The sequence below is a fragment of the Pseudomonas fluorescens genome (genome assembly GCF_902497895.1).
Taxonomy (GTDB): domain Bacteria; phylum Pseudomonadota; class Gammaproteobacteria; order Pseudomonadales; family Pseudomonadaceae; genus Aquipseudomonas; species Aquipseudomonas fluorescens_BP.
In genome coordinates, this window is record NZ_CABVHQ010000006.1 from 52,995 (window position 1) to 76,012 (window position 23,018).

The 23,018-nt window shown below is 58.2% G+C and carries 21 protein-coding genes; 17 read left to right on the forward strand and 4 right to left on the reverse strand.

Features of this window, described 5'->3' with window-relative positions; genetic code table 11:
- The first annotated feature begins 238 nt into the window (after positions 1-238).
- Positions 239-1,006 carry an FCD domain-containing protein gene (locus F8N21_RS04600; protein WP_150640999.1) on the forward strand — a complete coding sequence of 256 codons (768 nt, stop codon included), beginning with the start codon at positions 239-241 and terminating at the stop codon, positions 1,004-1,006.
- Positions 1,007-1,250: 244 nt separating this feature from the next.
- Here F8N21_RS04600 and smpB read toward each other — a convergent pair whose 3' ends face one another.
- Positions 1,251-1,733 carry an SsrA-binding protein SmpB gene (gene smpB / locus F8N21_RS04605; RefSeq protein WP_150641000.1) on the reverse strand — a complete coding sequence of 161 codons (483 nt, stop codon included), beginning with the start codon at positions 1,731-1,733 and terminating at the stop codon, positions 1,251-1,253.
- 118 nt (positions 1,734-1,851) lie between these two features.
- Between smpB and F8N21_RS04610 the strand changes: the two genes are divergently transcribed.
- Genes F8N21_RS04610 through F8N21_RS04620 form a run of 3 tightly spaced genes read left to right on the forward strand, consistent with a single transcriptional unit; the run spans position 1,852 to position 4,004 of the window.
- Positions 1,852-3,255, forward strand: a complete 1,404-nt coding sequence (locus tag F8N21_RS04610) for a sodium-dependent transporter (RefSeq protein WP_150641001.1) — start codon at positions 1,852-1,854, stop codon at positions 3,253-3,255.
- Positions 3,256-3,262: 7 nt separating this feature from the next.
- On the forward strand, positions 3,263-3,697 hold the full coding sequence (locus tag F8N21_RS04615; RefSeq protein ID WP_150641002.1) for a type II toxin-antitoxin system RatA family toxin: 435 nt from the start codon (positions 3,263-3,265) through the stop codon (positions 3,695-3,697).
- The gene (locus F8N21_RS04620) at positions 3,690-4,004 is read left to right on the forward strand and encodes an RnfH family protein (protein ID WP_150641003.1); all 315 of its coding nucleotides are present in this window, start codon (positions 3,690-3,692) and stop codon (positions 4,002-4,004) included. Before F8N21_RS04615 ends, F8N21_RS04620 begins: the two co-directional genes overlap by 8 nt.
- Before the next feature lie 63 nt (positions 4,005-4,067).
- Here F8N21_RS04620 and F8N21_RS04625 read toward each other — a convergent pair whose 3' ends face one another.
- On the reverse strand, positions 4,068-4,595 hold the full coding sequence (locus F8N21_RS04625; protein WP_150641004.1) for an outer membrane protein assembly factor BamE: 528 nt from the start codon (positions 4,593-4,595) through the stop codon (positions 4,068-4,070).
- Positions 4,596-4,693: 98 nt separating this feature from the next.
- Between F8N21_RS04625 and fur the strand changes: the two genes are divergently transcribed.
- Positions 4,694-5,098 (forward strand): ferric iron uptake transcriptional regulator, encoded by a 405-nt coding sequence (fur, locus tag F8N21_RS04630; RefSeq protein ID WP_150641005.1) that lies wholly within the window; start codon positions 4,694-4,696, stop codon positions 5,096-5,098.
- A gap of 57 nt (positions 5,099-5,155) precedes the next feature.
- Here the strand turns inward: fur and recN are convergent, their stop codons facing one another.
- A complete protein-coding gene (gene recN / locus F8N21_RS04635; RefSeq protein ID WP_150641006.1) occupies positions 5,156-6,829 on the reverse strand; it encodes a DNA repair protein RecN in 1,674 nt (557 codons plus the stop codon).
- A 251-nt stretch (positions 6,830-7,080) separates the two neighbouring features.
- Between recN and grpE the strand changes: the two genes are divergently transcribed.
- From grpE to F8N21_RS04675, 8 genes are all read left to right on the forward strand, one after another.
- Positions 7,081-7,647 carry a nucleotide exchange factor GrpE gene (gene grpE / locus F8N21_RS04640; RefSeq protein WP_150641007.1) on the forward strand — a complete coding sequence of 189 codons (567 nt, stop codon included), beginning with the start codon at positions 7,081-7,083 and terminating at the stop codon, positions 7,645-7,647.
- 103 nt (positions 7,648-7,750) lie between these two features.
- On the forward strand, positions 7,751-9,667 hold the full coding sequence (gene dnaK / locus F8N21_RS04645) for a molecular chaperone DnaK (protein WP_150641008.1): 1,917 nt from the start codon (positions 7,751-7,753) through the stop codon (positions 9,665-9,667).
- 324 nt (positions 9,668-9,991) lie between these two features.
- On the forward strand, positions 9,992-11,116 hold the full coding sequence (dnaJ, locus tag F8N21_RS04650) for a molecular chaperone DnaJ (RefSeq protein WP_150641009.1): 1,125 nt from the start codon (positions 9,992-9,994) through the stop codon (positions 11,114-11,116).
- A gap of 10 nt (positions 11,117-11,126) precedes the next feature.
- Positions 11,127-11,930 (forward strand): 4-hydroxy-tetrahydrodipicolinate reductase, encoded by an 804-nt coding sequence (gene dapB / locus F8N21_RS04655; RefSeq protein ID WP_150641010.1) that lies wholly within the window; start codon positions 11,127-11,129, stop codon positions 11,928-11,930.
- 257 nt (positions 11,931-12,187) lie between these two features.
- Positions 12,188-13,324: a glutamine-hydrolyzing carbamoyl-phosphate synthase small subunit gene (carA, locus tag F8N21_RS04660; protein ID WP_150641011.1), complete on the forward strand. Its 1,137-nt coding sequence runs from the start codon at positions 12,188-12,190 to the stop codon at positions 13,322-13,324.
- 141 nt (positions 13,325-13,465) lie between these two features.
- The gene (gene carB / locus F8N21_RS04665; RefSeq protein WP_150641012.1) at positions 13,466-16,687 is read left to right on the forward strand and encodes a carbamoyl-phosphate synthase large subunit; all 3,222 of its coding nucleotides are present in this window, start codon (positions 13,466-13,468) and stop codon (positions 16,685-16,687) included.
- Entirely contained in the window at positions 16,684-17,160 is a 477-nt protein-coding gene (gene greA / locus F8N21_RS04670; RefSeq protein WP_150641013.1) for a transcription elongation factor GreA, read from the forward strand. Before carB ends, greA begins: the two co-directional genes overlap by 4 nt.
- A gap of 28 nt (positions 17,161-17,188) precedes the next feature.
- Positions 17,189-17,593 carry an MFS transporter gene (locus F8N21_RS04675; RefSeq protein ID WP_150641014.1) on the forward strand — a complete coding sequence of 135 codons (405 nt, stop codon included), beginning with the start codon at positions 17,189-17,191 and terminating at the stop codon, positions 17,591-17,593.
- Between the two features lie 8 nt (positions 17,594-17,601).
- Here the strand turns inward: F8N21_RS04675 and F8N21_RS04680 are convergent, their stop codons facing one another.
- A complete protein-coding gene (locus F8N21_RS04680) occupies positions 17,602-17,910 on the reverse strand; it encodes a YhbY family RNA-binding protein (protein WP_150641015.1) in 309 nt (102 codons plus the stop codon).
- Between the two features lie 105 nt (positions 17,911-18,015).
- Here F8N21_RS04680 and rlmE point away from each other — a divergent pair, with 105 nt between their 5' ends.
- From rlmE to glmM, 4 genes are all read left to right on the forward strand, one after another.
- Positions 18,016-18,648, forward strand: a complete 633-nt coding sequence (rlmE, locus tag F8N21_RS04685; RefSeq protein WP_003177853.1) for a 23S rRNA (uridine(2552)-2'-O)-methyltransferase RlmE — start codon at positions 18,016-18,018, stop codon at positions 18,646-18,648.
- Between the two features lie 200 nt (positions 18,649-18,848).
- Complete coding sequence (gene ftsH / locus F8N21_RS04690) at positions 18,849-20,756, forward strand: ATP-dependent zinc metalloprotease FtsH (protein WP_150641016.1); 1,908 nt, start codon at positions 18,849-18,851, stop codon at positions 20,754-20,756.
- Between the two features lie 8 nt (positions 20,757-20,764).
- The gene (gene folP / locus F8N21_RS04695) at positions 20,765-21,616 is read left to right on the forward strand and encodes a dihydropteroate synthase (protein WP_150641017.1); all 852 of its coding nucleotides are present in this window, start codon (positions 20,765-20,767) and stop codon (positions 21,614-21,616) included.
- A 16-nt stretch (positions 21,617-21,632) separates the two neighbouring features.
- The gene (gene glmM / locus F8N21_RS04700) at positions 21,633-22,973 is read left to right on the forward strand and encodes a phosphoglucosamine mutase (RefSeq protein WP_150641018.1); all 1,341 of its coding nucleotides are present in this window, start codon (positions 21,633-21,635) and stop codon (positions 22,971-22,973) included.
- The last annotated feature ends 45 nt before the right edge of the window (positions 22,974-23,018 follow it).

Sequence of the window (23,018 nt, forward strand, 5' to 3'; positions counted from 1 at the left end):
TGGTCATGCACCGTTAAGCGCTCTTGGTAAATTGGTAATACCAATTTACAATCGCTGTTGGCTAGGTTAAAAGCGTTATGAGTGTTGTGTCAATTTGTCACCCTACGACTTTTGTCGAATGCCCTGCGCCAATGCCTGCTGATCGAGTCAATCGACTGTCGCCTGGAGGGTGCTGGTGCGGCGCCAATAGGCCAGAATAGAGACCCCGACGAGAAGTCGGGGTCGTGGAGAATGAGTTATGGGGTTTAATCAAATTCATCAGCGCCGTTTGTCCGACGATATTGTCGAGCGGCTCGAGGGGATGATTCTCGAGGGCACGCTGAAAGCTGGCGAGCGGTTGCCGGCCGAAAGAGCGCTGGCTGAGCAGTTCGGCGTGTCCCGCCCTTCATTGCGCGAGGCGATCCAGAAGCTGGCAGCCAAGGGGTTGCTGGTCAGTCGTCAGGGTGGCGGCAATTATGTGGTGGAATCCCTGGGCTCGACCTTCAGCGATCCGTTGCTTTATCTGTTGGAAAACAACCCTGAAGCGCAACGCGATCTGCTGGAATTTCGGCATACCCTCGAAGCGTCTTGTGCCTATTACGCGGCATTGCGGGCGACCGAGGTCGATCGCGAGCGGTTGACTGCAGCGTTCGATGAATTGCAGGACTGCTATACGCGCTCCGATGAGGTGAGCCGGCTGGAGGAGGGCGCGGCTGACGCGAAATTCCACCTGGCGATTGCCGAGGCCAGTCATAACGCGGTGCTGCTGCACACCATTCGCGGCCTGTTCGATTTGCTCAAGCGCAACGTAGTGACCAACATCGGCGGCATGTACAAGCAGCGCACCGAAACCCGCGACATGCTGATCAGTCAGCACCGGGATTTGTATCAGGCGATTGTCGAAGGACGCGCGGAACAGGCGCGCGAAGTCTCCAGCCGGCACATTCTGTATGTGCAGGAAGTGCTGGAGGAAGTGCGCCAGGAAGGGTTGCGCATGGCTCGGGCGGAGCGGCGCAAGGGGATGTAGAGAGCAGCGCAGTTACAATTGTGGCGAGCGGGCTTGCCCCAATGCCAGTCAGTTAACAGAAATCTATTGTCGGACGATCAACTGTGGCGAGGGGGCTTGCCCCCGCTGGGTCGCGCAGCGGCCCTAAAATCGGCAATCGCGGTTTTTCAGACAGAACGCATCAGCCGGTTTTACGACTGCTGCGCAGCCGAGCGGGGGCAAGCCCCCTCGCCACAAAAGCCCACACATTCAACCGGCAGGAAGACTAATCTTCCTTGCCCTTGTTGCGCACCGCACGCTGCAGCTCGCGATTGGAATCGCGCTCGCGTTCGGTATCACGCTTGTCGTATTCCTTCTTGCCCTTGCCCAGAGCAATCTCGCACTTGACCATGTGCTTGCTCCAGTACCAGGACAGACACACGCAGGCATAACCTTTTTGCTGCACGGCAGCGGCCAGCTTTTCCAACTCGCGCCGGTTGAGCAGCAGTTTTCGGGTGCGGGTCGGATCCGCGATGACGTGGGTGCTGGCGGTCATCAGGGGCGTAATGTGGCTGCCGAGCAGCCAGGCTTCGTCATCCTTGAGCAGTACGTAACTGTCAACCAGTTGTAGCTTGCTTGCCCGCAGACTTTTTACTTCCCAGCCGGCCAGGACCAGACCAGCCTCGAAACGGTGTTCGATGAAGTAATCGTGTCGCGCCTTTTTATTTTGCGCGATGGTCCCTGTTGGGTGTTTCTTTTGTTTAGCCATAGGGGCGGCATTATAGGGAGTTGCACGTCAGTCGGCTACGGTGAAGCTGCGTGCTTGAGCACCTTGAGTGAATCCCGGACAATGCGCCCTCTTTTTTGATCGCTTGGGCGTGTTAACGATGTCGACAGACAAGGTTTCTGTCCACGGCGGATGGGCTAGCCGCTGGGTCTTTATCCTCGCTGCAACCGGATCGGCCGTGGGCCTGGGTAGTATCTGGAAATTCCCCTATATGGTCGGCGTCTACGGCGGCGGTGCGTTCGTACTGGTGTTTCTGGCCTGTATCGCACTGATCGGCGTGCCGGTAATGCTCGCCGAAACCCTGATCGGTCGACGCGCCCGGCAAAGCCCGGCCAATGCCCTGAAGGTGCTGGCGCTGGAGGCAGGACATTCCGGCAAGTGGTCCTGGGGCGCTTTCGCCGGGATGATCACGGCGCTGCTGATCCTGTCTTTCTATAGTGTGGTCGGCGGCTGGTCGCTGGACTACATCATCGATATGGGCCGTGGCGATTTCCAGGGGGTGACGGCCGATCAGGTCGGAGCGTATTTCGGTGGAGTGATAGCCGACCCTTGGCGCCTGACACTTTGGCATACGATTTTCATGCTGCTCTCGGCGGTGGTGATCGCCAAGGGTGTGGTCGCGGGGCTGGAGCGCAGCCTGCGGATCATGATGCCGCTGCTCTTTGTGATGCTGGTGATCCTGTTGGGCTACAGCCTGACCACCGGGCATTTCATGGAAGGTGTGCATTTCATGTTCGACTTCAATCCGGACAAGTTGCTCGATGGCTTGCTGCCTGCCATGGGCCACGCGTTTTTCTCGCTGAGCGTGGGAGTCGGTTCGATCATGATCTATGGCGCTTATATGCCGAAGAACTCGTCGATTTCCGGGACTATTGTCGGTGTGGCGCTGCTGGATACCTTTGTCTCGCTGCTGGCGGGGCTGGCTTTGTTTCCGATTGTGTTTGCCGCAGGCTTGAACCCCAGCGAAGGGCCAGGACTGATGTTCGTCAGCTTGCCATTTGCCTTTGGCAATGTGGCATTCGGGCAATTGATGGGGGTGATTTTCTTCATTCTGGTGGCCATCGCCGCCTGGAGTTCGGCGATTTCGCTGCTGGAACCGATGGTGGCGTATCTGGTTGAACAGACTAAAATCCGCCGCGGCTGGGTGACGTTCTGGCTGGCGTTTATCTGCTGGTTTGTGGGCCTGGGGACGGTTTTTTCGTTCAATATCTGGCAGCAAGCCAGGTTTTTCGTGAACGATGACGCAGGTTTTCATCTCTATCAATGGGGTGCGGCCAGCGGCCTGGACTTCTTTGGGGTAATCGATTTCTTTACCTCGCGAATCATGTTGCCTCTCGGTGGTTTGTGTTTCGTGGTATTTGCCGGGTGGGTGATGGGACGCGAGGCTGTCCGTGATGAGCTGTCGATCCGCAGTCCGCTGCTGTTCGCACTGACCTTGTTCTTGATGCGCTATGTGGCGCCAATCGGCATTCTTGTAGTGTTTGCCGCCCAGCTGTGGAAGTGACGCTGACATGACGACACATATACAACGATCGGCCCTGCTGCCTTATCCGGCGCAAGCCCTCTATGACCTGGTCAATGATGTGGCGCGTTACCCGGAATTCTTGCCCTGGTGCTCTTCTGCGCAAGTGCTGGAGGCCAGCGACGAACATATGCGCGCCAGCCTCGCGGTCGCCAAAGGTGGGTTCAGCCAGCATTTCGTCACAAGCAACACCCTGGTCCCGGGGCATTCGATTGAAATGAATCTGGAAGAGGGCCCGTTCAACCAGCTGCACGGAGTCTGGGTGTTCAAGCCGTTGGGTGAGAAGGCCTGCAAGATAAGTCTGGATCTGGCCTTTGATTATGCTGGACCGATCGTCCGGGCAACCTTGGGGCCGTTGTTCAATCAGGCGGCCAACACCCTGGTCGATGCTTTCTGCCAGCGCGCCAAGCAGTTGCATGGTTGAGTCATTGATTGAGGTCGAGGTGGTGTATGCCGCGGTCGACCGTCAGGTCTTGCTCAAGGCGAGTGTTGCGGTGGGGACCACGCTGCGTGCGGCCTTGTTGAGTTCGGGCATTGGTGCTCAGTTTCCCGAGCTGGATCTGGCGAACTGTCCTCTGGGGATCTTCGGCAAAGTGGTCACTGATCCGGACAGTCGTGCGGTGCAGGCAGGTGATCGAATCGAAATATATCGCCCGCTGCTGGCGGACCCGAAAGAAGTTCGCCGATTGCGTGCCGCCAAAGCTGCATTAGCCAAAGCACGAGATCAATAGTCTTCATCGAACCGCAGACAACAAAAAAGCCCGGACATGCCGGGCTTTTTGTTGTGTCGCAAATTATTGCGGCGAGGTTTCCAGTGCTTCTGGAGTCGGGACCGGAACGGTTTCTACGCCATCCACATCCTTCTGGATCTGATCCAGCAGCGAGCCTGGCTTGACCGGTTTCTCTGGCTTCGGCTGTTCGACGTTTTCCGCCGGGGCAGTCACAGGCGTGCCAGCCTCCTTGCCAAGGATGGCTTCGTCACGGCTTACGCCAGGCATGAAATCACCTGACAGGCTGACGAGTTGATCATTGGAATTGAAGATCACGCTGATGCGTTCCTGTTGGCGTTCACCGCCTCCAGGCTGCAGGCTATATAGATAATCCCAGCGATCGGCATGGAATGTGTCGGTCAGCAGAGGGTTGCCCATGATAAACCGTACTTGCCGGCGGGTCATTCCCGGGCGTAACTGGTCTATCATGTCCTGCGTGACGACATTGCCCTGCTGGATGTCGATTTTGTAAACCCCGGGGAATGAACAACCGGCGAGTGCGAGCAGTCCCACGAAGGTGAAACTGGTTAGCAGGAGCTTGGTTTTTTGCATCGGTGGGCGACTTCCACTATCTTGGCTGGGACAACGTAAACCCCGATCATACCCGCATTAAGAGAAGCTGCGAAGCAGCATCCGCGAGAAAGCTGACCATGGTTGAAAATAGCGAACTACGTAAAGCAGGCCTGAAAGTGACCCTGCCACGGGTCAAAATTCTACAAATGCTCGATTCCGCTGAGCAGCGACACATGAGTGCCGAAGATGTCTACAAGGCGCTGATGGAAGCTGGCGAGGATGTCGGTCTGGCCACGGTTTACCGTGTTCTGACTCAGTTTGAAGCCGCTGGGCTGGTGGTTCGCCATAATTTTGATGGCGGTCACGCGGTATTCGAACTGGATGACGGCAAGCACCATGACCATATGGTCAACGTGGAGACCAGTGAAGTGATCGAGTTCTTCGACGAAGAAATCGAGAAGCTGCAAAAGGCGATCGTCGAGAAGCATGGCTTCGAGATGGTTGATCACAATCTGGTGCTGTACGTGCGCAAGAAAAAGTAAGCAAGCTGCAATGTGATCGAAGGCGACCCCAGGGTCGCCTTCGTGCTTTCTGCCAACCTAGATTTTGGTGGTGACAACCATCTTTTTCGCATGCGCCAGGGACTCTTTGGTCAGATCGATGCCGCCCAGCATGCGCGCCACTTCCTCGACCCGTTTGGTCTTGCCCAGTTTGGACACCGCCGTGTGGGTGGCATCGTTGCCGCGTACCTTGTGCACGAAAAGGTGTTGATGGCCCTGGGCAGCCACTTGCGGCAAGTGGGTGACAGTCAGGACCTGCCCGCGCTCGCCCAGCCGGCGCAGTAGTTGCCCCACGATCTCCGCAGTCGGACCGCCGATACCAACGTCTACTTCGTCGAACACCAGTGTTGGCACGCGAGAGGTTTGTGCGGTGATGACCTGGATTGCCAGACTGATCCGCGAGAGTTCACCGCCGGATGCCACTTTGGCCAGTGCCTTCAGCGGTTGCCCAGGGTTGGCGCTGACAAGCAGTTCTACTTGCTCCAGGCCATTGGGTAGTAGCTCATTGCTCGCATTGGGGCGCAGTTCGATGGTGAAGCGTCCGCCGGGCATGCCCAGACGCTGGATTTCCAGTTCGACGGCACTGGCCAGGCGGCCTGCCGCTTGTTGGCGCAAATCGCTCAGCGCCCTGGCTTTCTCCTGGTAATGCCGGGCATAGGACGCCAGTTCGTCAGCCAGGCGCTCGGTGGATTCGTCGTTGGCATTCAGTGTTTCGATCTCGTCCAGCAGCTTTTGCTGCATATCCACGACTTCGGTGGGCTGGATACGGTGTTTGCGGGCCAGGGTGTAGATCGCATCGAGGCGTTCTTCCAGGTACAGAAGGCGTGCCGGGTCGGCGTCAAAGTTGTCGAGGAAGCGGTTAAGCTCGCCCACGGCTTCTTCGACCTGAATCTGCGCGCTGGTCAGCAGGTCGGTGGCTTCGCCCAGGGCGCCTACCGAATTGTTCACGCTCGATAGTCGATTGAGGCTGACCGTCAGGGCATTGAGTACATTCCCTGAATCATTTTCGCTGCACTGTTCGACCACCTGCCGACAAATCCCCAACAGGGTTTCGGCATTGGTCAGGTTCTTGTGCTCATGCTCCAACTGTTCCAGTTCATTTTCGCCAAGGCCGAGGTTTTCCAGCTCTTCGAGTTGGTAGCTGAGCAATTGGTGTCGGGCGCGCTGTTCATCGCCGGAATTGGAGAGTCGCTCCAGTTCCTGGCGGGTCTGGCGCCAGCGCTGGGCGGCGAGATGTACCTGGCGGGCCAGATCCGTGGCGCCGGCGTATTCATCGAGCAGGCGACGATGGGTGTCGGTTTTCAGCAGGGACTGGTGTTCATGCTGGCTGTGAATGTCGATCAGCAGTTCGCCGAGGGCTTTCAGGTCGCCAAGCGGGCAGGGGCTGCCGTTGATATAGCCGCGTGAGCGCCCTTCGGCGGTGATCACCCGGCGCAGGATGCACGGGCCGTCGTGGTCGAGGTCGCGTTCGGCGAGCCAGGCGCTGGCTTCCGGAATGTCCGCCAGATCGAAAGTGGCCAGGATGTCGGCCTTGTCGGCGCCCGGACGAACCACGCCGCTGTCGGCGCGATCCCCGAGGGTCAGGCCCAGGGCGTCGAGCATGATCGACTTGCCGGCGCCGGTTTCGCCTGTGATTACGCTCATCCCGCGATCCAGCTCCAGATCGAGATGTTCAACGATGGCGTAGTTATGTACAGACAGGTGCACCAGCATAGAGGCCGCTCCCAGGCGTTAGGTCTGGTTATTTATACAGTGTTTTGATTCTGACTGACAATGCCTTCCCTTAGCTCGATTTGCTTGGATGTCGGTATTTTTTAGTGCGCTCGGGAATAGTGATGTCCGGCAGATTTGTAAGGTTAAAGGCTTTTGCCGCTCCGCCAGCCCTTGAACCTGAAAATTGCGACCCCATATACCGGGACAGAAGTGCGAGTAGAGCTCGCGGACGAAATTGAAAGGAGAAAACTATGGCTGACGAACAGACGCTGGATACGCAAAATCTGGACGCCGATCAGGCTCCCCAGGATTCGGGTGATGAACTGGCGGCTCGTGTACAAGTGCTCGAAGAGCAACTGGCTAGCGCCCATGATCAGGCTTTGCGTGTAGCAGCCGATCTGCAGAACGTCCGCCGTCGCGCCGAGCAGGACGTAGAGAAAGCCCACAAGTTCGCGCTGGAAAAATTTGCTGGCGATCTGCTGCCGATTATTGACAGCCTCGAGCGTGGTCTGGAGCTGTCCAGCCCCGACGACGAAAGCATTCGCCCGATGCGCGAAGGGATCGAGCTGACCCTGAAAATGTTCCAGGACACCCTCAAGCGTTATCAGCTGGAGGCGATCGATCCTGAAGGCGAACCTTTCAATGCTGCAAAACATCAGGCGATGGCCATGCAGGAAAGCGCCGACGTTGAGCCGAACAGCGTGCTCAAGGTGTTTCAGAAGGGTTATCAGCTCAACGGTCGCTTGCTGCGTCCGGCCATGGTTGTGGTCAGCAAGGCACCTGCGGCGGTTTCGCCTTCGATTGACGAGCAGGCTTGAAATCAGCAGCAAGACCCCCATTTAGAAGTCAAGCGTTTAAGTGCTACCGCAGTTAGCCACCACTGCTGCGGCAACCAAATCCAAAAGTTTAGGGAGAGTTAACATGGGCAAAATCATCGGTATCGACCTGGGGACCACCAACTCCTGCGTCTCCGTGCTTGAAAACGGCAAAGCTAAAGTTATTGAAAACGCAGAAGGCGCGCGTACCACGCCGTCGATCGTTGCCTATGCCAACGACGGCGAAATCCTGGTGGGTCAGTCGGCCAAACGTCAGGCAGTGACCAATCCGCACAACACCCTGTATGCGGTGAAGCGTTTGATCGGTCGTCGTTTCGACGAAGAAGTCGTGCAGAAAGATATCCAGATGGTCCCTTACAAGATCGTCAAGAATGACAACGGTGACGCCTGGGTCGAAGTCAACGGCCAGAAAATGTCGCCTCCACAGATTTCGGCTGAAATTCTCAAGAAAATGAAGAAGACCGCCGAAGACTATCTCGGCGAGACTGTGACCGAAGCGGTGATCACCGTTCCGGCCTACTTCAACGACAGCCAGCGTCAAGCCACCAAAGATGCCGGTCGCATCGCCGGTCTGGACGTGAAACGTATTATCAACGAACCGACCGCAGCCGCTCTGGCTTACGGTATGGACAAGGCCAAGGGCGATCACACCGTGATCGTTTATGACCTGGGTGGCGGTACCTTCGACGTTTCCGTGATCGAAATCGCGGAAGTCGATGGCGAGCACCAGTTCGAAGTGTTGTCTACCAACGGTGACACCTTCCTCGGCGGTGAAGACTTCGACATTCGTCTGATCGACTACCTGGTTGACGAATTCAAGAAAGAAAGCGGCATGAACCTCAAGGGTGACCCGCTGGCGATGCAGCGCCTGAAAGAAGCCGCTGAAAAAGCCAAGATCGAGCTGTCTTCGAGCCTGCAGACTGACGTCAACCTGCCGTACATCACTGCAGATGCGACCGGTCCAAAGCACTTGAACGTGAAAATCTCCCGCGCCAAGCTCGAAGCGCTGGTTGAAGACCTGGTTCAGCGCACTATCGAACCTTGCCGCATTGCGCTCAAGGATTCCGGTATCGACGTTGGCGCGATCAACGACGTGATCCTGGTCGGCGGTCAGACCCGTATGCCACTGGTTCAGAAGCTGGTGACCGAGTTCTTCGGTAAAGAAGCGCGTAAAGACGTCAACCCGGACGAAGCTGTTGCCATGGGTGCTGCTATCCAGGGCGCGGTACTGGCCGGTGATGTGAAAGACGTTCTGCTGCTCGACGTCAGCCCGCTGACTCTGGGTATCGAAACCATGGGCGGCGTGATGACTGCGCTGATCGAGAAAAACACCACGATTCCTACCAAGAAATCCCAGGTGTTCTCGACTGCCGATGACAACCAGGGCGCAGTGACCATTCACGTGCTGCAAGGCGAGCGCAAGCAAGCCGCGCAGAACAAGTCCCTGGGCAAGTTCGACCTGGCCGAGATTCCACCGGCTCCACGTGGCGTGCCGCAAATCGAAGTGACCTTCGACATCGATGCCAACGGCATCCTGCACGTAGGCGCCAAAGACAAGGCCACCGGCAAGACTCAGTCGATCGTGATCAAGGCCAACTCCGGTCTGTCCGAGGAAGAGATTCAGCAGATGATTCGTGATGCTGAAGTCAACGCCGACGAAGATCGCAAGTTCGAAGAGCTGGCCAGTGCCCGTAACCAGGGCGACGCGCTGGTTCACTCGACTCGTAAAATGATCGCAGACGCTGGCGACAAAGTGACCGCGGAAGAGAAAACTTCGATCGAGGCCGCTCTGGTTGCCCTTGAAGCTGCTGTCAAAGGCGACGACAAGGCACTGATCGAAGCCAAGGTTGAAGAACTGTCCAAGCTGTCGGCTCCGATTGCTCAGAAAATGTACGCCGAGCAAGCCAACCCTGCAGACGCGGCGGCCCAGCCAGCGGACTCGGCTGAAAAAGCCGACGACGTTGTCGATGCCGAGTTCGAAGAAGTCAAAGACCACAAGTAAGTTAGCTTGTTGGTCGGCCGGTTGACTGCGATTAAGCGGTGACTGGTAGGATGTCGCCGCGCGGGAGCTTGCTCCCGCGTTGGCGCGTCTGGAGTAAGCGAATTTTTACAGCATGCGACAACGCTCGCGTGCTGGCGGTACGGTCGGGGATGCTCCTGCTTTCCGGTCGATAATTATCGCGCCCGCTGGCCAGTTTTCTGGCTGCAAATCAAAGACCAGGATCGTTGAATTGACGTGAGTTGGGTCCGGGCCTGTATTGGGGCTCAACGAGTTTGGCGAAGCTCAGGAGGGGTTTGCCGAACGTCCTTAAGAGTGCAAAGACTTATGGCAAAGCGTGACTATTACGAAGTGTTGGGTGTGGAGCGCGGCTCCAGCGAGACGGACCTGAAGAAGGCTTACCGTCGCCTGGCGATGAAGCACCACCCGGACCGTAATCCCGATGACAAAGCATCGGAAGATATGTTCAAAGAGGCCAATGAGGCCTACGAAGTACTGTCCGATTCCAGCAAGCGCGCGGCCTACGACCAGTACGGTCATGCGGGCCTTGACCCGAGCATGGGTGGCGGCGGTGCCGGTTTTGGCGGTCAGAATTTCTCGGACATCTTTGGTGATGTCTTCAGTGACTTCTTCGGTGGGGCGCGCGGTGGTGCTCGTGGCGGCGCGCAGCGCGGCAGCGATCTGCGTTACACCCTGGAGCTGAACCTGGAAGAAGCGGTGCGCGGCACGACCGTGAATATCCGCGTTCCGACACTGGTCAACTGCAAGCCTTGCGATGGTTCCGGCGCCAAGAAAGGGTCCTCGCCTATTACCTGCCCGACCTGTGGCGGTATCGGTCAGGTGCGCATGCAGCAAGGTTTCTTCTCGGTGCAGCAAACCTGCCCGCGCTGCCATGGCCAGGGCAAGATCATTGCCGATCCGTGCGACTCCTGCCACGGCCAGGGTCGCGTCGAAGAGTCCAAGACCCTCTCGGTAAAAGTGCCGGCGGGCGTTGATACCGGCGACCGTATTCGTCTGTCTGGCGAAGGCGAGGCGGGTGCCCAGGGTGGGCCGACCGGCGACCTGTACGTGGTGATCAATGTGCGTGAGCACGCGATCTTCCAGCGCGACGGCAAGCATCTGTTCTGCGAAGTGCCGATCAGCTTCGTTGACGCAGCCCTGGGTGGCGAGCTGGAAATTCCGACCCTGGATGGCCGGGTCAAACTGAAAATTCCTGAAGGCACGCAAACCGGCAAGCAATTCCGGGTTCGCGGCAAAGGCGTCGCGCCGGTGCGTGGTGGCGGTGCTGGCGACTTGATGTGCCGTGTTGCGGTCGAGACCCCGGTCAATCTGGGGCGTCGTCAACGTGAGTTGCTGGAAGAGTTCCGCAGTTCCCTGGCCGACGACAACAGCCATTCACCGAAAACCACCGGCTGGTTCGAAGGCGTGAAGCGTTTCTTCGGCGATTTGTAAGGAGCAAGGCATGCGACGTATAGCTGTGATGGGCGCTGCAGGGCGCATGGGCAAGACCTTGATCGAAGCCGTGCAGCAAACGCCGGGTGCCGGTCTGACCGCAGCCGTGGATCGCCCGGACAGTTCGCTGGTCGGCGCTGATGCCGGTGAGCTGGCTGCGCTGGGTCGAATCGGTGTACCGCTGTCGGGTGATCTGGACCGGGTGGTCGATGAGTTCGACGTGCTGATCGACTTCACTCACCCGACGGTGACCCTGAAGAACCTGGCGTTCTGCCGCAAGGTCGGCAAGGCCATGGTCATCGGCACCACCGGCTTCACTGTCGAAGAGAAGCAGTTGCTGGCCGAGGCTGGCAAAGACATTCCAATCGTCTTTGCCGCCAACTTCAGCGTAGGTGTCAATCTTTGCCTGAAGCTGCTCGACACCGCTGCCCGGGTGCTGGGGGATGACGTCGATATCGAAATCACCGAAGCGCATCACCGGCATAAAGTCGACGCGCCGTCCGGCACTGCGGTGCGCATGGGCGAAGTGATTGCCGACGCCCTGGGGCGGGACCTCAAGGAAGTGGCGGTCTACGGTCGTGAGGGCCAGACCGGCGCGCGCGATCGGCAGACCATCGGCTTTGCGACGATTCGTGCCGGCGATATCGTCGGTGATCACACGGTGCTGTTCGCCGCCGACGGTGAGCGCGTCGAGATCACTCACAAGGCCTCCAGTCGCATGACCTTTGCCAAGGGTGCGGTACGGGCTGCGTTGTGGCTGGATGGTCGTGAGGCGGGTCTATACGACATGCAGGATGTGCTGGATCTGCGTTAAGATACGACCAGAACAGGGCTCGGCCAGGCGGTTGAGCCCTGTTTTTCCCCGCCAAGCGATGTTCTGTCGCATTCCGCTGCCTTTAGGGCTCATTAGCGGTAGACCAAAAAAGCCTTTTTCTGTAAGCTACAGCTTTAGTGTGTCCACTAAAAGCGCGCAGATAATTCGACGAAGAAGCGGGGTGACGTGTCTATACGTCATTCCGCTTTTTTGCAACCTGCGATCGCCCTTTCAGGCTTTATTTACGGGAGGTCTTCTTGACTAAGCCAGCCATACTCGCCCTTGCTGATGGCAGCATTTTTCGCGGCGAAGCCATTGGAGCCGACGGTCAAACCGTTGGTGAGGTGGTGTTCAACACCGCCATGACGGGCTATCAGGAAATCCTTACCGATCCTTCCTACGCCCAACAGATTGTTACCCTGACTTACCCGCACATCGGTAATACCGGCACCACGCCGGAAGATGCCGAGTCCGATCGCGTCTGGTCGGCTGGCCTGGTCATTCGTGACCTGCCGCTGGTGGCGAGCAACTGGCGTAACACGATGCCACTGTCCGATTACCTTAAAGCCAACAACGTTGTGGCAATCGCCGGTATCGACACGCGCCGCCTGACACGCATCCTGCGTGAGAAAGGCGCGCAGAACGGCTGCATCATGGCCGGCGACAACATTTCCGACGAAGCGGCCATCGCTGCTGCGCGTGGTTTCCCTGGCCTCAAAGGCATGGACCTGGCGAAAGTCGTCAGCACCAAAGAGCAGTACGAATGGCGCTCCACGGTCTGGGATCTGAAAACCGACAGCCACGCGACTATCGACGCCTCCGAGCTGCCGTACCACGTGGTTGCCTACGACTACGGCGTCAAGGTGAACATCCTGCGCATGCTGGTCGAGCGCGGTTGCCGCGTGACCGTGGTGCCGGCGCAAACCCCGGCCAGCGAAGCCCTGGCACTCAAGCCGGATGGCGTGTTCCTGTCCAACGGTCCTGGTGATCCGGAGCCTTGCGACTACGCGATCCAGGCGATCAAGGACATTCTGAAAACCGAGATCCCGGTGTTCGGCATCTGCCTCGGTCACCAGTTGCTGGCCCTGGCTTGCGGCGCCAAGACCCTGAAAATGGGTCACGGCCACCACGGCGCCAACCACCCGGTGCAGGATACGGACTCCGGTGTCGTGATGATCACCAGCCAGAACCACGGTTTTGCGGTGGACGAAGCGACCCTGCCAGCCAACGTTCGGGCGATCCACAAATCGCTGTTCGACGGCACCCTGCAAGGCATCGAGCTCACCGACAAGAACGCATTCAGCTTCCAGGGTCACCCTGAAGCGAGTCCGGGCCCGAATGACGTGTCGCCACTGTTCGATCGCTTCATCGACGCCATGGCCAAGCGCCGCTGATCGCGCCTTGAGAATGTAGCGAAAAGGCGCCTGAGGCGAGCCCGGTAACCCCGGCGAATTTCCCTCAGGCACCTCGGAAAATGTTCAAGGCGGCCTCTCCTCCGGGATTGCCGTCGGACCTGCGGATTTGAGTGACAACTAATGCCAAAACGTACAGATATAAAAAGCATCCTGATTCTCGGCGCTGGCCCGATCGTTATCGGCCAGGCCTGTGAATTCGACTACTCCGGCGCCCAGGCCTGCAAAGCCCTGCGCGAGGAGGGTTATCGCGTCATCCTGGTGAACTCCAACCCGGCGACCATCATGACCGACCCGGACATGGCCGACGCCACCTACATCGAGCCGATCAAGTGGCAGACCGTTGCCAAGATCATCGAGAAGGAGCGTCCGGACGCGCTGCTGCCGACCATGGGTGGTCAGACTGCTCTGAACTGCGCCCTGGACCTGGAGCGCGAAGGCGTTCTGGAAAAGTTCGGTGTGGAAATGATCGGCGCCAATGCCGACACCATCGATAAGGCTGAAGACCGTTCGCGCTTCGACAAGGCGATGAAATCCATCGGTCTGGACTGCCCGCGCTCGGGTATCGCCCACAGCATGGAAGAAGCCAACGCAGTGCTCGAGAAGCTTGGCTTCCCGTGCATCATTCGTCCGTCCTTCACCATGGGCGGCACGGGCGGCGGTATCGCTTACAACCGTGAAGAGTTCGAAGAAATCTGCGCCCGTGGTCTGGACCTGTCGCCGACCAAAGAGCTGCTGATCGACGAATCGCTGATCGGCTGGAAAGAGTACGAGATGGAGGTTGTCCGCGATAAGAAGGACAACTGCATCATCGTCTGCTCTATCGAAAACTTTGACCCGATGGGTGTGCACACCGGTGACTCGATCACTGTCGCGCCGGCTCAGACCCTGACCGACAAAGAATACCAGATCATGCGGAACGCCTCCCTGGCGGTCCTGCGTGAAATCGGCGTGGAAACCGGCGGTTCGAACGTGCAGTTCGGTATTTGCCCGGACACCGGTCGCATGGTTGTGATCGAGATGAACCCGCGTGTATCGCGTTCCTCGGCACTCGCCTCCAAGGCCACCGGCTTCCCGATCGCCCGGGTCGCGGCCAAGCTGGCGATCGGCTACACCCTCGACGAACTGCAGAACGAAATCACCGGCGGCAAGACCCCGGCGTCCTTCGAGCCGTCCATCGACTACGTCGTGACCAAGCTGCCGCGTTTCGCCTTCGAGAAATTCCCTAAGGCCGATGCCCGCCTGACCACGCAAATGAAGTCGGTCGGCGAAGTCATGGCCATCGGCCGGACCTTCCAGGAATCCCTGCAGAAAGCCCTGCGCGGCCTGGAAGTGGGCGTGTCGGGTCTGGATCCGAAACTCGACCTGAGCAACCCGGAAAGCATGGGCGTGCTCAAGCGCGAGCTGACCGTGCCGGGCGCCGAGCGTATCTGGTACGTCGCGGATGCCTTCCGTGCCGGCATGACCGTCGAAGACATCTTCGGCATGAACATGATCGACCCTTGGTTCCTGGTGCAGATCGAAGATCTGGTCAAGGAAGAAGAGCGGATCAAGACCCTCGGTCTGGCCACTATCGACCGTGACGCGATGTACCGCCTCAAGCGCAAAGGCTTCTCCGATGCGCGTCTGGCCAAGCTGCTGGGCGTGACCGAGAAGGCCCTGCGTCGCCATCGTCACAAGCTTGAGGTCTATCCGGTCTACAAGCGTGTCGACACCTGCGCCGCCGAGTTCGCGACCGATACCGCCTACATGTATTCGACCTACGAGGAAGAGTGCGAGGCCAACCCGTCGACCCGTGACAAGATCATGATCCTGGGTGGCGGTCCGAACCGCATCGGCCAGGGCATCGAGTTCGACTACTGCTGTGTGCACGCGGCACTGGCGCTGCGCGAAGACGGGTACGAGACCATCATGGTCAACTGCAACCCGGAAACCGTATCCACCGACTACGACACCTCCGATCGCCTGTACTTCGAGCCAGTAACCCTGGAAGACGTGCTGGAAATCGTCCGCGTCGAGAAGCCCAAAGGTGTGATTGTCCAGTACGGCGGCCAGACTCCGCTGAAACTGGCTCGCGCCCTGGAAGAAGCCGGCGTGCCGATTATCGGTACCAGCCCTGACGCCATCGACCGCGCCGAAGACCGTGAGCGTTTCCAGCAGATGGTCGAGCGCCTGAACCTGCGTCAGCCGCCGAACGCTACCGTGCGCAGCGAAGACGAAGCCATTCGCGCTGCCGGCAAGATCGGTTACCCGCTGGTGGTGCGTCCGTCCTACGTACTGGGCGGTCGGGCGATGGAAATCGTCTACGAAGAAGAAGAGCTCAAGCGTTACCTGCGCGACGCGGTGAAAGTATCCAACGACAGCCCGGTGCTGCTGGATCACTTCCTCAACTGCGCCATTGAAATGGATGTCGACGCAGTCTGCGACGGCACCGACGTGGTGATCGGCGCGATCATGCAGCACATCGAACAGGCAGGCGTGCACTCCGGTGACTCCGCTTGCTCGCTGCCGCCGTACTCGTTGCCTGCGCACATCCAGGACGAAATGCGCGAGCAGGTCAAGAAAATGGCCCTGGAACTCGGTGTGGTCGGTTTGATGAACGTGCAGTTGGCGCTGCAAGGCGAAGACATCTACGTCATCGAAGTCAACCCGCGCGCTTCGCGTACCGTGCCATTCGTCTCCAAGTGCATCGGGGTTTCCCTGGCAATGATCGCGGCTCGCGTCATGGCCGGTAAAACCCTGAAGGAAATCGGCTTCACCAAGGAAATCATCCCGAACTTCTACAGCGTGAAAGAGGCGGTGTTCCCATTCGCCAAATTCCCTGGTGTCGACCCGATCCTCGGCCCTGAGATGAAGTCCACCGGCGAAGTGATGGGCGTTGGCGATACCTTCGGCGAAGCCTTTGCCAAGGCCCAGATGGGTGCCAGTGAAGTGCTGCCGACCGGTGGTACTGCGTTCATCAGCGTGCGTGACGATGACAAGCCGCTGGTTGCAGGTGTGGCCCGTGATCTGATCAACTTGGGTTTCGAAGTGGTCGCGACTGCCGGTACTGCCAGGATCATTGAAGCCGCAGGCCTGAAAGTGCGCCGTGTGAACAAGGTGACCGAAGGTCGTCCGCACGTGGTCGACATGATCAAGAATGACGAAGTCACGCTGATCATCAACACCACCGAAGGGCGTCAGTCGATCGCTGATTCGTACTCCATTCGTCGCAATGCCTTGCAGCACAAGATTTACTGCACCACTACCATTGCTGCTGGCGAAGCCATCTGCGAAGCGCTCAAGTTCGGTCCCGAGAAGACCGTGCGCCGCTTGCAGGATCTACACGCAGGATTGAAGGCATGATCAAATACCCAATGACCGTAAAGGGCGCAAAAGCCCTTGAAGAAGAACACGCTCATCTGACCAAGGTCGTCCGTCCGAAGCTTAGCCAGGACATCGGTACGGCCCGCGAGCTGGGCGACTTGAAGGAAAACGCCGAATACCATGCCGCCCGCGAACAGCAGGGCATGGTCGAGGCGCGGATCCGTGACATCGAAGGCCGCATGCAGAACGCGGTGATCATCGATGTCACGAGCATTCCTCATACCGGCAAAGTGATTTTCGGCACCACCGTCGAAATCGCCAACGTCGAAACCGATGAAAGCGTGATTTATCACATCGTTGGTGAAGACGAGGCTGACTTCAAGCAGGGCAAGATTTCGGTCGGCTCGCCTCTGGCTCGTGCCTTGATTGCCAAGGAAGAGGGTGATGTGGTGGCAGTCAAAACGCCTGGCGGCGTTATCGAGTACGAGATTGTCGAAGTTCGTCACATTTGAACTGAGGCGCCCGCTACGCGCGGGCGCCATGCTCTGGCAGCTGACCCAGATGTTGTGGGTGGGCGGCGTGTGGCTGCTGCACATTGGTCTGCTACCGGTGCTGGGGCAAATTGGCCTGGCGCCGCTGCTGATCGAAGAGATTGGTAATCTGCTGAGTGCGCTGCTGGTAGGATTTGCGGCAGTGTGCGTGATTCTGCAGGTTCTGGTGCTGATACGGGCACTGGGCCTGTCGAGTCTGTGGCGGGATGTTCGCGGGCAACTGTTGCTGATGGCGCTGTATGGGTGCGGGATGTATTTCGCCGTGCGCATCGGCTTGCCGCAAGCGCTTCGCTGGCAGTTGTTCAGCTATCTTGTCCTGGGGTTTTCCGGTCTTGTGCTGGTGTTGCAACCAGTGCCGGGATGGAGCGGCAGGGTGCGCGAAGCACACCCTTGACCCTGAGATCACTTGTTGCGATGGACGTTCGACAGCAGCTTGTTGACGCTGAAGTTCTTGCGGTAAATCAACGCCATTTTGCCGATGACTTGCACCAGATCCGCCTTGCCGACCTTGCACAACTCGGCAACGGCACCCAGGCGCGATTCGCGCTCGAGGATGTTGAGCTTGATTTTAATCAGCTCGTGATCGCTCAATGCGCGTTCCAGTTCGGCTAACACACCTTCAGTCAAACCGTTGTCAGCCACAGTCAATACTGGTTTCAGATGGTGGCCAATGGATTTGTACTGTTTCTTCTGCTCTTGAGTGAGCGGCATAATCTGACCCCTGTGTCTGATCTTGTAAAAAGCGGCGGCCAGTTTACCCGAGCGAGTCCGGGACCGCCCAGTTAATCACGACCCGTTTTATTTTTGAGGTGGCCCGTGGCCCGTTCCAAGACAAGTCTTAAATGGCTGCAAGAGCATTTCAACGACCCATTCGTGAAAATGGCGCAAAAAGACGGGTATCGCTCCCGTGCCAGCTACAAGTTGTTGGAAATCCAGGAACGGGATCGTTTGATCCGTCCGGGAATGAGCGTGATCGACCTTGGCGCGGCCCCGGGTGGCTGGTCCCAGGTGACCAGTCGTCTGATTGGTGGGCAAGGTACGTTGATCGCTTCCGACATTCTGGAAATGGATAGCATCCCTGACGTGACCTTTATTCAGGGCGACTTCACAGAAGATGCCGTGCTGGCGCAGATTCTCGAAGCTGTCGGAAAAAATGAGGTAGACCTTGTGATTTCCGATATGGCCCCCAATATGAGTGGATTGGCGTCTGTAGATATGCCGCGATCGATGTTCCTGTGCGAGTTAGCACTTGACCTTGCGACTCGGGTGTTGAAGCCAGGTGGTGATTTTTTGATCAAGGTCTTCCAGGGTGAAGGCTTCGATGAATACCACAAGAGCGTTCGCAAACAGTTCGAGAAGGTCACGACGCGCAAGCCGAAATCGTCGCGCGATCGCTCCCGTGAACAGTACTTGCTGGGCCGTGGTTTCCGCGGGCGTAGTGAGGAATAAAAGGTTTTTCGACCGGGGCGATAGGTTTTTCGTATTTCGCCCCGTGAGCATTAGCGAATATTGTGTAGAAAGTGTTTCACAAAGGGTTACAGACAGCGCCTGCCAGAGCTGTAGGTAATGTAGTAAGTTAGGCCGGTGAATATCATGCGAAGCGCGCGCCAACAGCGGAGCTTGCTTCAGAGGGTAGTTAATTGAACGATATGGCAAAGAATCTGATCCTGTGGTTGATCATCGCGGCGGTCCTGGTGACGGTGATGAACAACTTCTCCAGCCCTAACGAGCCGCAGACCCTCAACTATTCCGACTTCATCCAGCAAGTGAAGGATGGCAAGGTCGAGCGCGTAGCCGTAGATGGCTATGTGATTACCGGCAAGCGCGCCGATGGCGAAAGCTTCAAGACCATTCGTCCGGCGATTCAGGACAATGGCCTGATCGGCGACCTGGTGGAAAACAATGTGGCTGTCGAAGGCAAGCTGCCTGAGCAGCAAAGCATCTGGACCCAACTCCTGGTCGCCAGCTTCCCGATCCTGGTGATCATCGCCGTGTTCATGTTCTTCATGCGCCAGATGCAGGGCGGTGCGGGCGGCAAGGGCGGGCCGATGAGCTTCGGCAAGAGCAAGGCGCGCCTGCTGTCGGAAGACCAGGTGAAAACCACCCTGGGCGACGTTGCCGGCTGTGATGAAGCCAAGGAAGAAGTGGGCGAGCTGGTCGAATTCCTGCGCGACCCGGGCAAGTTCCAGCGCCTGGGCGGTCGTATTCCGCGCGGCGTGCTGATGGTCGGCCCTCCGGGTACCGGTAAAACCTTGATAGCCAAGGCTATTGCCGGCGAAGCCAAAGTACCGTTCTTCACCATTTCCGGTTCCGATTTCGTCGAGATGTTCGTCGGTGTCGGTGCCAGCCGTGTTCGCGACATGTTCGAACAGGCCAAGAAACACGCACCCTGCATCATTTTCATCGATGAAATCGATGCCGTCGGTCGTCACCGTGGCGCCGGCATGGGCGGTGGTCACGATGAGCGCGAGCAGACCCTCAACCAGTTGCTGGTAGAGATGGATGGTTTCGAGATGAATGACGGCATCATCGTCATCGCCGCAACCAACCGTCCTGACGTGCTCGACCCGGCATTGCTGCGTCCAGGTCGCTTCGACCGTCAGGTCGTTGTAGGTCTGCCGGACATTCGTGGTCGTGAACAGATCCTGAAAGTTCACATGCGTAAAGTGCCAATGGGCGATGACGTCGCTCCGGCAGTCATCGCACGTGGTACTCCGGGCTTCTCCGGTGCCGACCTGGCCAACCTGGTGAACGAAGCCTCGCTGTTTGCTGCTCGTACGGGCAAACGCGTGGTCGAGATGAAAGAGTTCGAACTGGCCAAGGACAAGATCATGATGGGCGCAGAGCGCAAATCCATGGTCATGTCCGAGAAAGAGAAGCAGAACACCGCCTACCACGAAGCGGGTCACGCTATCGTCGGACGCGTTGTGCCTGAGCATGACCCGGTCTACAAGGTCTCGATCATCCCTCGCGGTCGCGCGCTGGGTGTCACCATGTTCCTGCCGGAAGAGGATCGCTACAGCCTGTCCAAGCGTGCGTTGATCAGCCAGATCTGCTCGCTGTACGGCGGCCGTATCGCTGAAGAGATGACCCTGGGCTTCGACGGTGTCACCACGGGCGCTTCCAACGACATCATGCGCGCGAGCCAGATTGCGCGGAACATGGTGACTAAATGGGGCCTGTCGGAAAAGCTCGGTCCTCTGATGTACGCCGAAGAGGAAGGGGAAATGTTCCTGGGTCGCGGCGGCAGCCAGCACGCCAGTTTCTCGGGCGAGACTGCGAAGCTGATCGACTCCGAGGTTCGCGGCATCATTGACCAGTGCTATGGCACGGCCAAGCAGATCCTTACCGATAACCGCGACAAGCTCGACGCCATGGCGGATGCCTTGATGAAGTACGAGACCATTGATGCCGAGCAGATCGACGACATCATGGCAGGTCGGACTCCACGCGAGCCTCGCGACTGGTCGGGCGGTACCGGTAACTCCGGAACACCTCCGGTGGTGCAGGGCGAGCGTCCGGAAACTCCAATCGGCGGTCCTGCTGCTGACGTCTAAGGTTTGAAATGACTTCTGTACAGTCCTCGACCCGGTTGCCTTGCGGCAACCGGGTTCTTGATTTGGCCCGCACGCATGTGATGGGTATTCTTAATGTCACCCCTGATTCCTTCTCCGATGGTGGCCGTTTCAGCCAGCTCGATGCGGCCTTGCGCCATGCCGAAGCTATGGTTGCGGCGGGTGCTACGCTGATCGATGTCGGTGGTGAATCGACCCGGCCAGGCGCGCGGGTGGTTTCCCCAACCGAAGAACTCGAGCGCGTAGCGCCCATTGTCGAGCGGATTCATCGCGAACTGGATGTGATCATCTCGGTCGATACCTCGACGCCCGCGGTCATGCGTGAAACTGCGCGACTGGGTGCAGGTTTGATCAACGATGTGCGCGCATTGCGCCGCGATGGAGCGCTTGATGCGGCGGCGACCACGGGTCTTGCGGTGTGTTTGATGCATATGCTCGGCGAGCCGGGAGATATGCAGAACGATCCGCATTATCAGGACGTGACCCGCGAAGTCGGCGCGTTCCTGGCCGAGCGTATGGTGCAGTGTGAGTCTGTGGGCATTCCTGCCGAGCGGATCATTCTCGATCCAGGCTTCGGTTTCGCGAAAAGCCTGCAGCACAATTTGAGTCTGTTCAAGCATATGGAAGCTCTGCATGCCCTGGGCCGACCTCTTTTGGTCGGGGTTTCGCGCAAGAGCATGATAGGCATGGCGTTGAATCGTCCTGTCGGAGAGCGACTGCATGGCGGTCTGGCTCTCGCCGCGCTGGCCATGGTCAAGGGCGCGCGGATCTTGCGCGTGCACGACGTGGCCGAAACAGTAGATGTGGTACGGATGATCGCAGCAGTAGAATCAGCCGAATAAGAATGATGGAGCGCTTATGACTAAAAAATATTTTGGCACTGACGGCATTCGTGGTCGGGTCGGCGAGTTTCCTATTACTCCGGATTTCATGCTCAAGCTCGGTTGGGCGGCGGGCATGGCTTTTCGCAGCAGCAAGGGCGCCTGTAAAGTGTTGGTGGGCAAGGACACGCGGATCTCCGGCTACATGTTCGAGTCTGCCCTGGAGGCCGGCCTGTCCGCTGCAGGGGCTGATGTAATGCTGCTGGGGCCGATGCCGACACCGGCTATCGCCTACCTGACCCGGACCTTCCAGGGTGAGGCCGGTATCGTGATCAGTGCTTCGCACAACCCCCATGACGACAATGGCATCAAATTTTTTTCCGGGCAGGGTACCAAGCTGCCGGACGACATCGAGTTGATGATCGAGGAGTTGCTCGACGCGCCGATGACGGTGGTCGAGTCGAGCAAGATCGGCAAGGTTTCGCGGATCAACGATGCGTCGGGTCGGTATATCGAATTCTGTAAAAGCAGCGTGCCGACCGGTACCAGTTTTTCAAGTCTGAAGATTGTTCTCGACTGTGCCCACGGTGCGACCTACAAGGTGGCTCCAAGCGTCTTTCGCGAGTTGGGTGCCCAGGTCACCGTGCTGTCCGCTCAACCCAATGGTTTGAACATCAATGACAACTGTGGTTCGACTCATATGAGTCAACTGCAGGCGGCCGTAATCGCCGAGCATGCCGATCTGGGTATCGCCTTCGATGGCGATGGCGATCGGGTGTTGATGGTCGATCACACGGGCGCGATCGTCGATGGTGATGAATTGTTGTTTATTATCGCTCGCGATCTGCATGAGCGTAACAAGCTGCAGGGTGGTGTGGTTGGCACGCTAATGAGCAATCTGGGGTTGGAATTGGCCCTGGCGGACCTGGGTATTCCATTCATCCGCGCCAATGTTGGTGACCGCTACGTGATTGCCGAGCTGCTGGAGCGCAACTGGCAGGTCGGTGGTGAGAACTCCGGTCATATCGTCTGCTTCCAGCACACCACCACCGGTGACGCGATCATTGCGGCCCTGCAGGTGTTGATGGCCTTGAAGGGCCGTGACGAGAGCCTTGCGCAGTCCCGTCAGGCGTTGCGCAAGTGTCCTCAGGTGCTGGTCAATGTGCGCTTCTCGGGCGGCGTGAATCCGGTCGAGCACGCAGAGGTAAAAGAAGCTTGTGCCCGTGTCACCACGCAGATGGCTGGGCGTGGGCGGGTGTTGTTGCGCAAATCCGGCACCGAGCCATTGGTTCGTGTGATGGTCGAAGGTGATGACGAAATCCAGGTTCGCGGTTATGCCGACGAGCTGGCAAAACTGGTTGCGCAAGTTTCTGCCTGATTTCGGCTTGCCAGTGTTGATGCGGTTGGGTAACATCTGCGCCCA

Bases quoted from the DNA above. Each gene is read 5' to 3' on its own strand.
- F8N21_RS04600 (WP_150640999.1), top strand. From the start codon at position 239: ATGGGGTTTAATCAAATTCATCAGCGCCGTTTGTCCGACGATATTGTC.
- smpB (WP_150641000.1), bottom strand. From the start codon at position 1,733: ATGGCTAAACAAAAGAAACACCCAACAGGGACCATCGCGCAAAATAAA.
- F8N21_RS04610 (WP_150641001.1), top strand. From the start codon at position 1,852: ATGTCGACAGACAAGGTTTCTGTCCACGGCGGATGGGCTAGCCGCTGG.
- F8N21_RS04615 (WP_150641002.1), top strand. From the start codon at position 3,263: ATGACGACACATATACAACGATCGGCCCTGCTGCCTTATCCGGCGCAA.
- F8N21_RS04620 (WP_150641003.1), top strand. From the start codon at position 3,690: ATGGTTGAGTCATTGATTGAGGTCGAGGTGGTGTATGCCGCGGTCGAC.
- F8N21_RS04625 (WP_150641004.1), bottom strand. From the start codon at position 4,595: ATGCAAAAAACCAAGCTCCTGCTAACCAGTTTCACCTTCGTGGGACTG.
- fur (WP_150641005.1), top strand. From the start codon at position 4,694: ATGGTTGAAAATAGCGAACTACGTAAAGCAGGCCTGAAAGTGACCCTG.
- recN (WP_150641006.1), bottom strand. From the start codon at position 6,829: ATGCTGGTGCACCTGTCTGTACATAACTACGCCATCGTTGAACATCTC.
- grpE (WP_150641007.1), top strand. From the start codon at position 7,081: ATGGCTGACGAACAGACGCTGGATACGCAAAATCTGGACGCCGATCAG.
- dnaK (WP_150641008.1), top strand. From the start codon at position 7,751: ATGGGCAAAATCATCGGTATCGACCTGGGGACCACCAACTCCTGCGTC.
- dnaJ (WP_150641009.1), top strand. From the start codon at position 9,992: ATGGCAAAGCGTGACTATTACGAAGTGTTGGGTGTGGAGCGCGGCTCC.
- dapB (WP_150641010.1), top strand. From the start codon at position 11,127: ATGCGACGTATAGCTGTGATGGGCGCTGCAGGGCGCATGGGCAAGACC.
- carB (WP_150641012.1), top strand. From the start codon at position 13,466: ATGCCAAAACGTACAGATATAAAAAGCATCCTGATTCTCGGCGCTGGC.
- greA (WP_150641013.1), top strand. From the start codon at position 16,684: ATGATCAAATACCCAATGACCGTAAAGGGCGCAAAAGCCCTTGAAGAA.
- F8N21_RS04675 (WP_150641014.1), top strand. From the start codon at position 17,189: ATGCTCTGGCAGCTGACCCAGATGTTGTGGGTGGGCGGCGTGTGGCTG.
- F8N21_RS04680 (WP_150641015.1), bottom strand. From the start codon at position 17,910: ATGCCGCTCACTCAAGAGCAGAAGAAACAGTACAAATCCATTGGCCAC.
- ftsH (WP_150641016.1), top strand. From the start codon at position 18,849: ATGGCAAAGAATCTGATCCTGTGGTTGATCATCGCGGCGGTCCTGGTG.
- folP (WP_150641017.1), top strand. From the start codon at position 20,765: ATGACTTCTGTACAGTCCTCGACCCGGTTGCCTTGCGGCAACCGGGTT.
- glmM (WP_150641018.1), top strand. From the start codon at position 21,633: ATGACTAAAAAATATTTTGGCACTGACGGCATTCGTGGTCGGGTCGGC.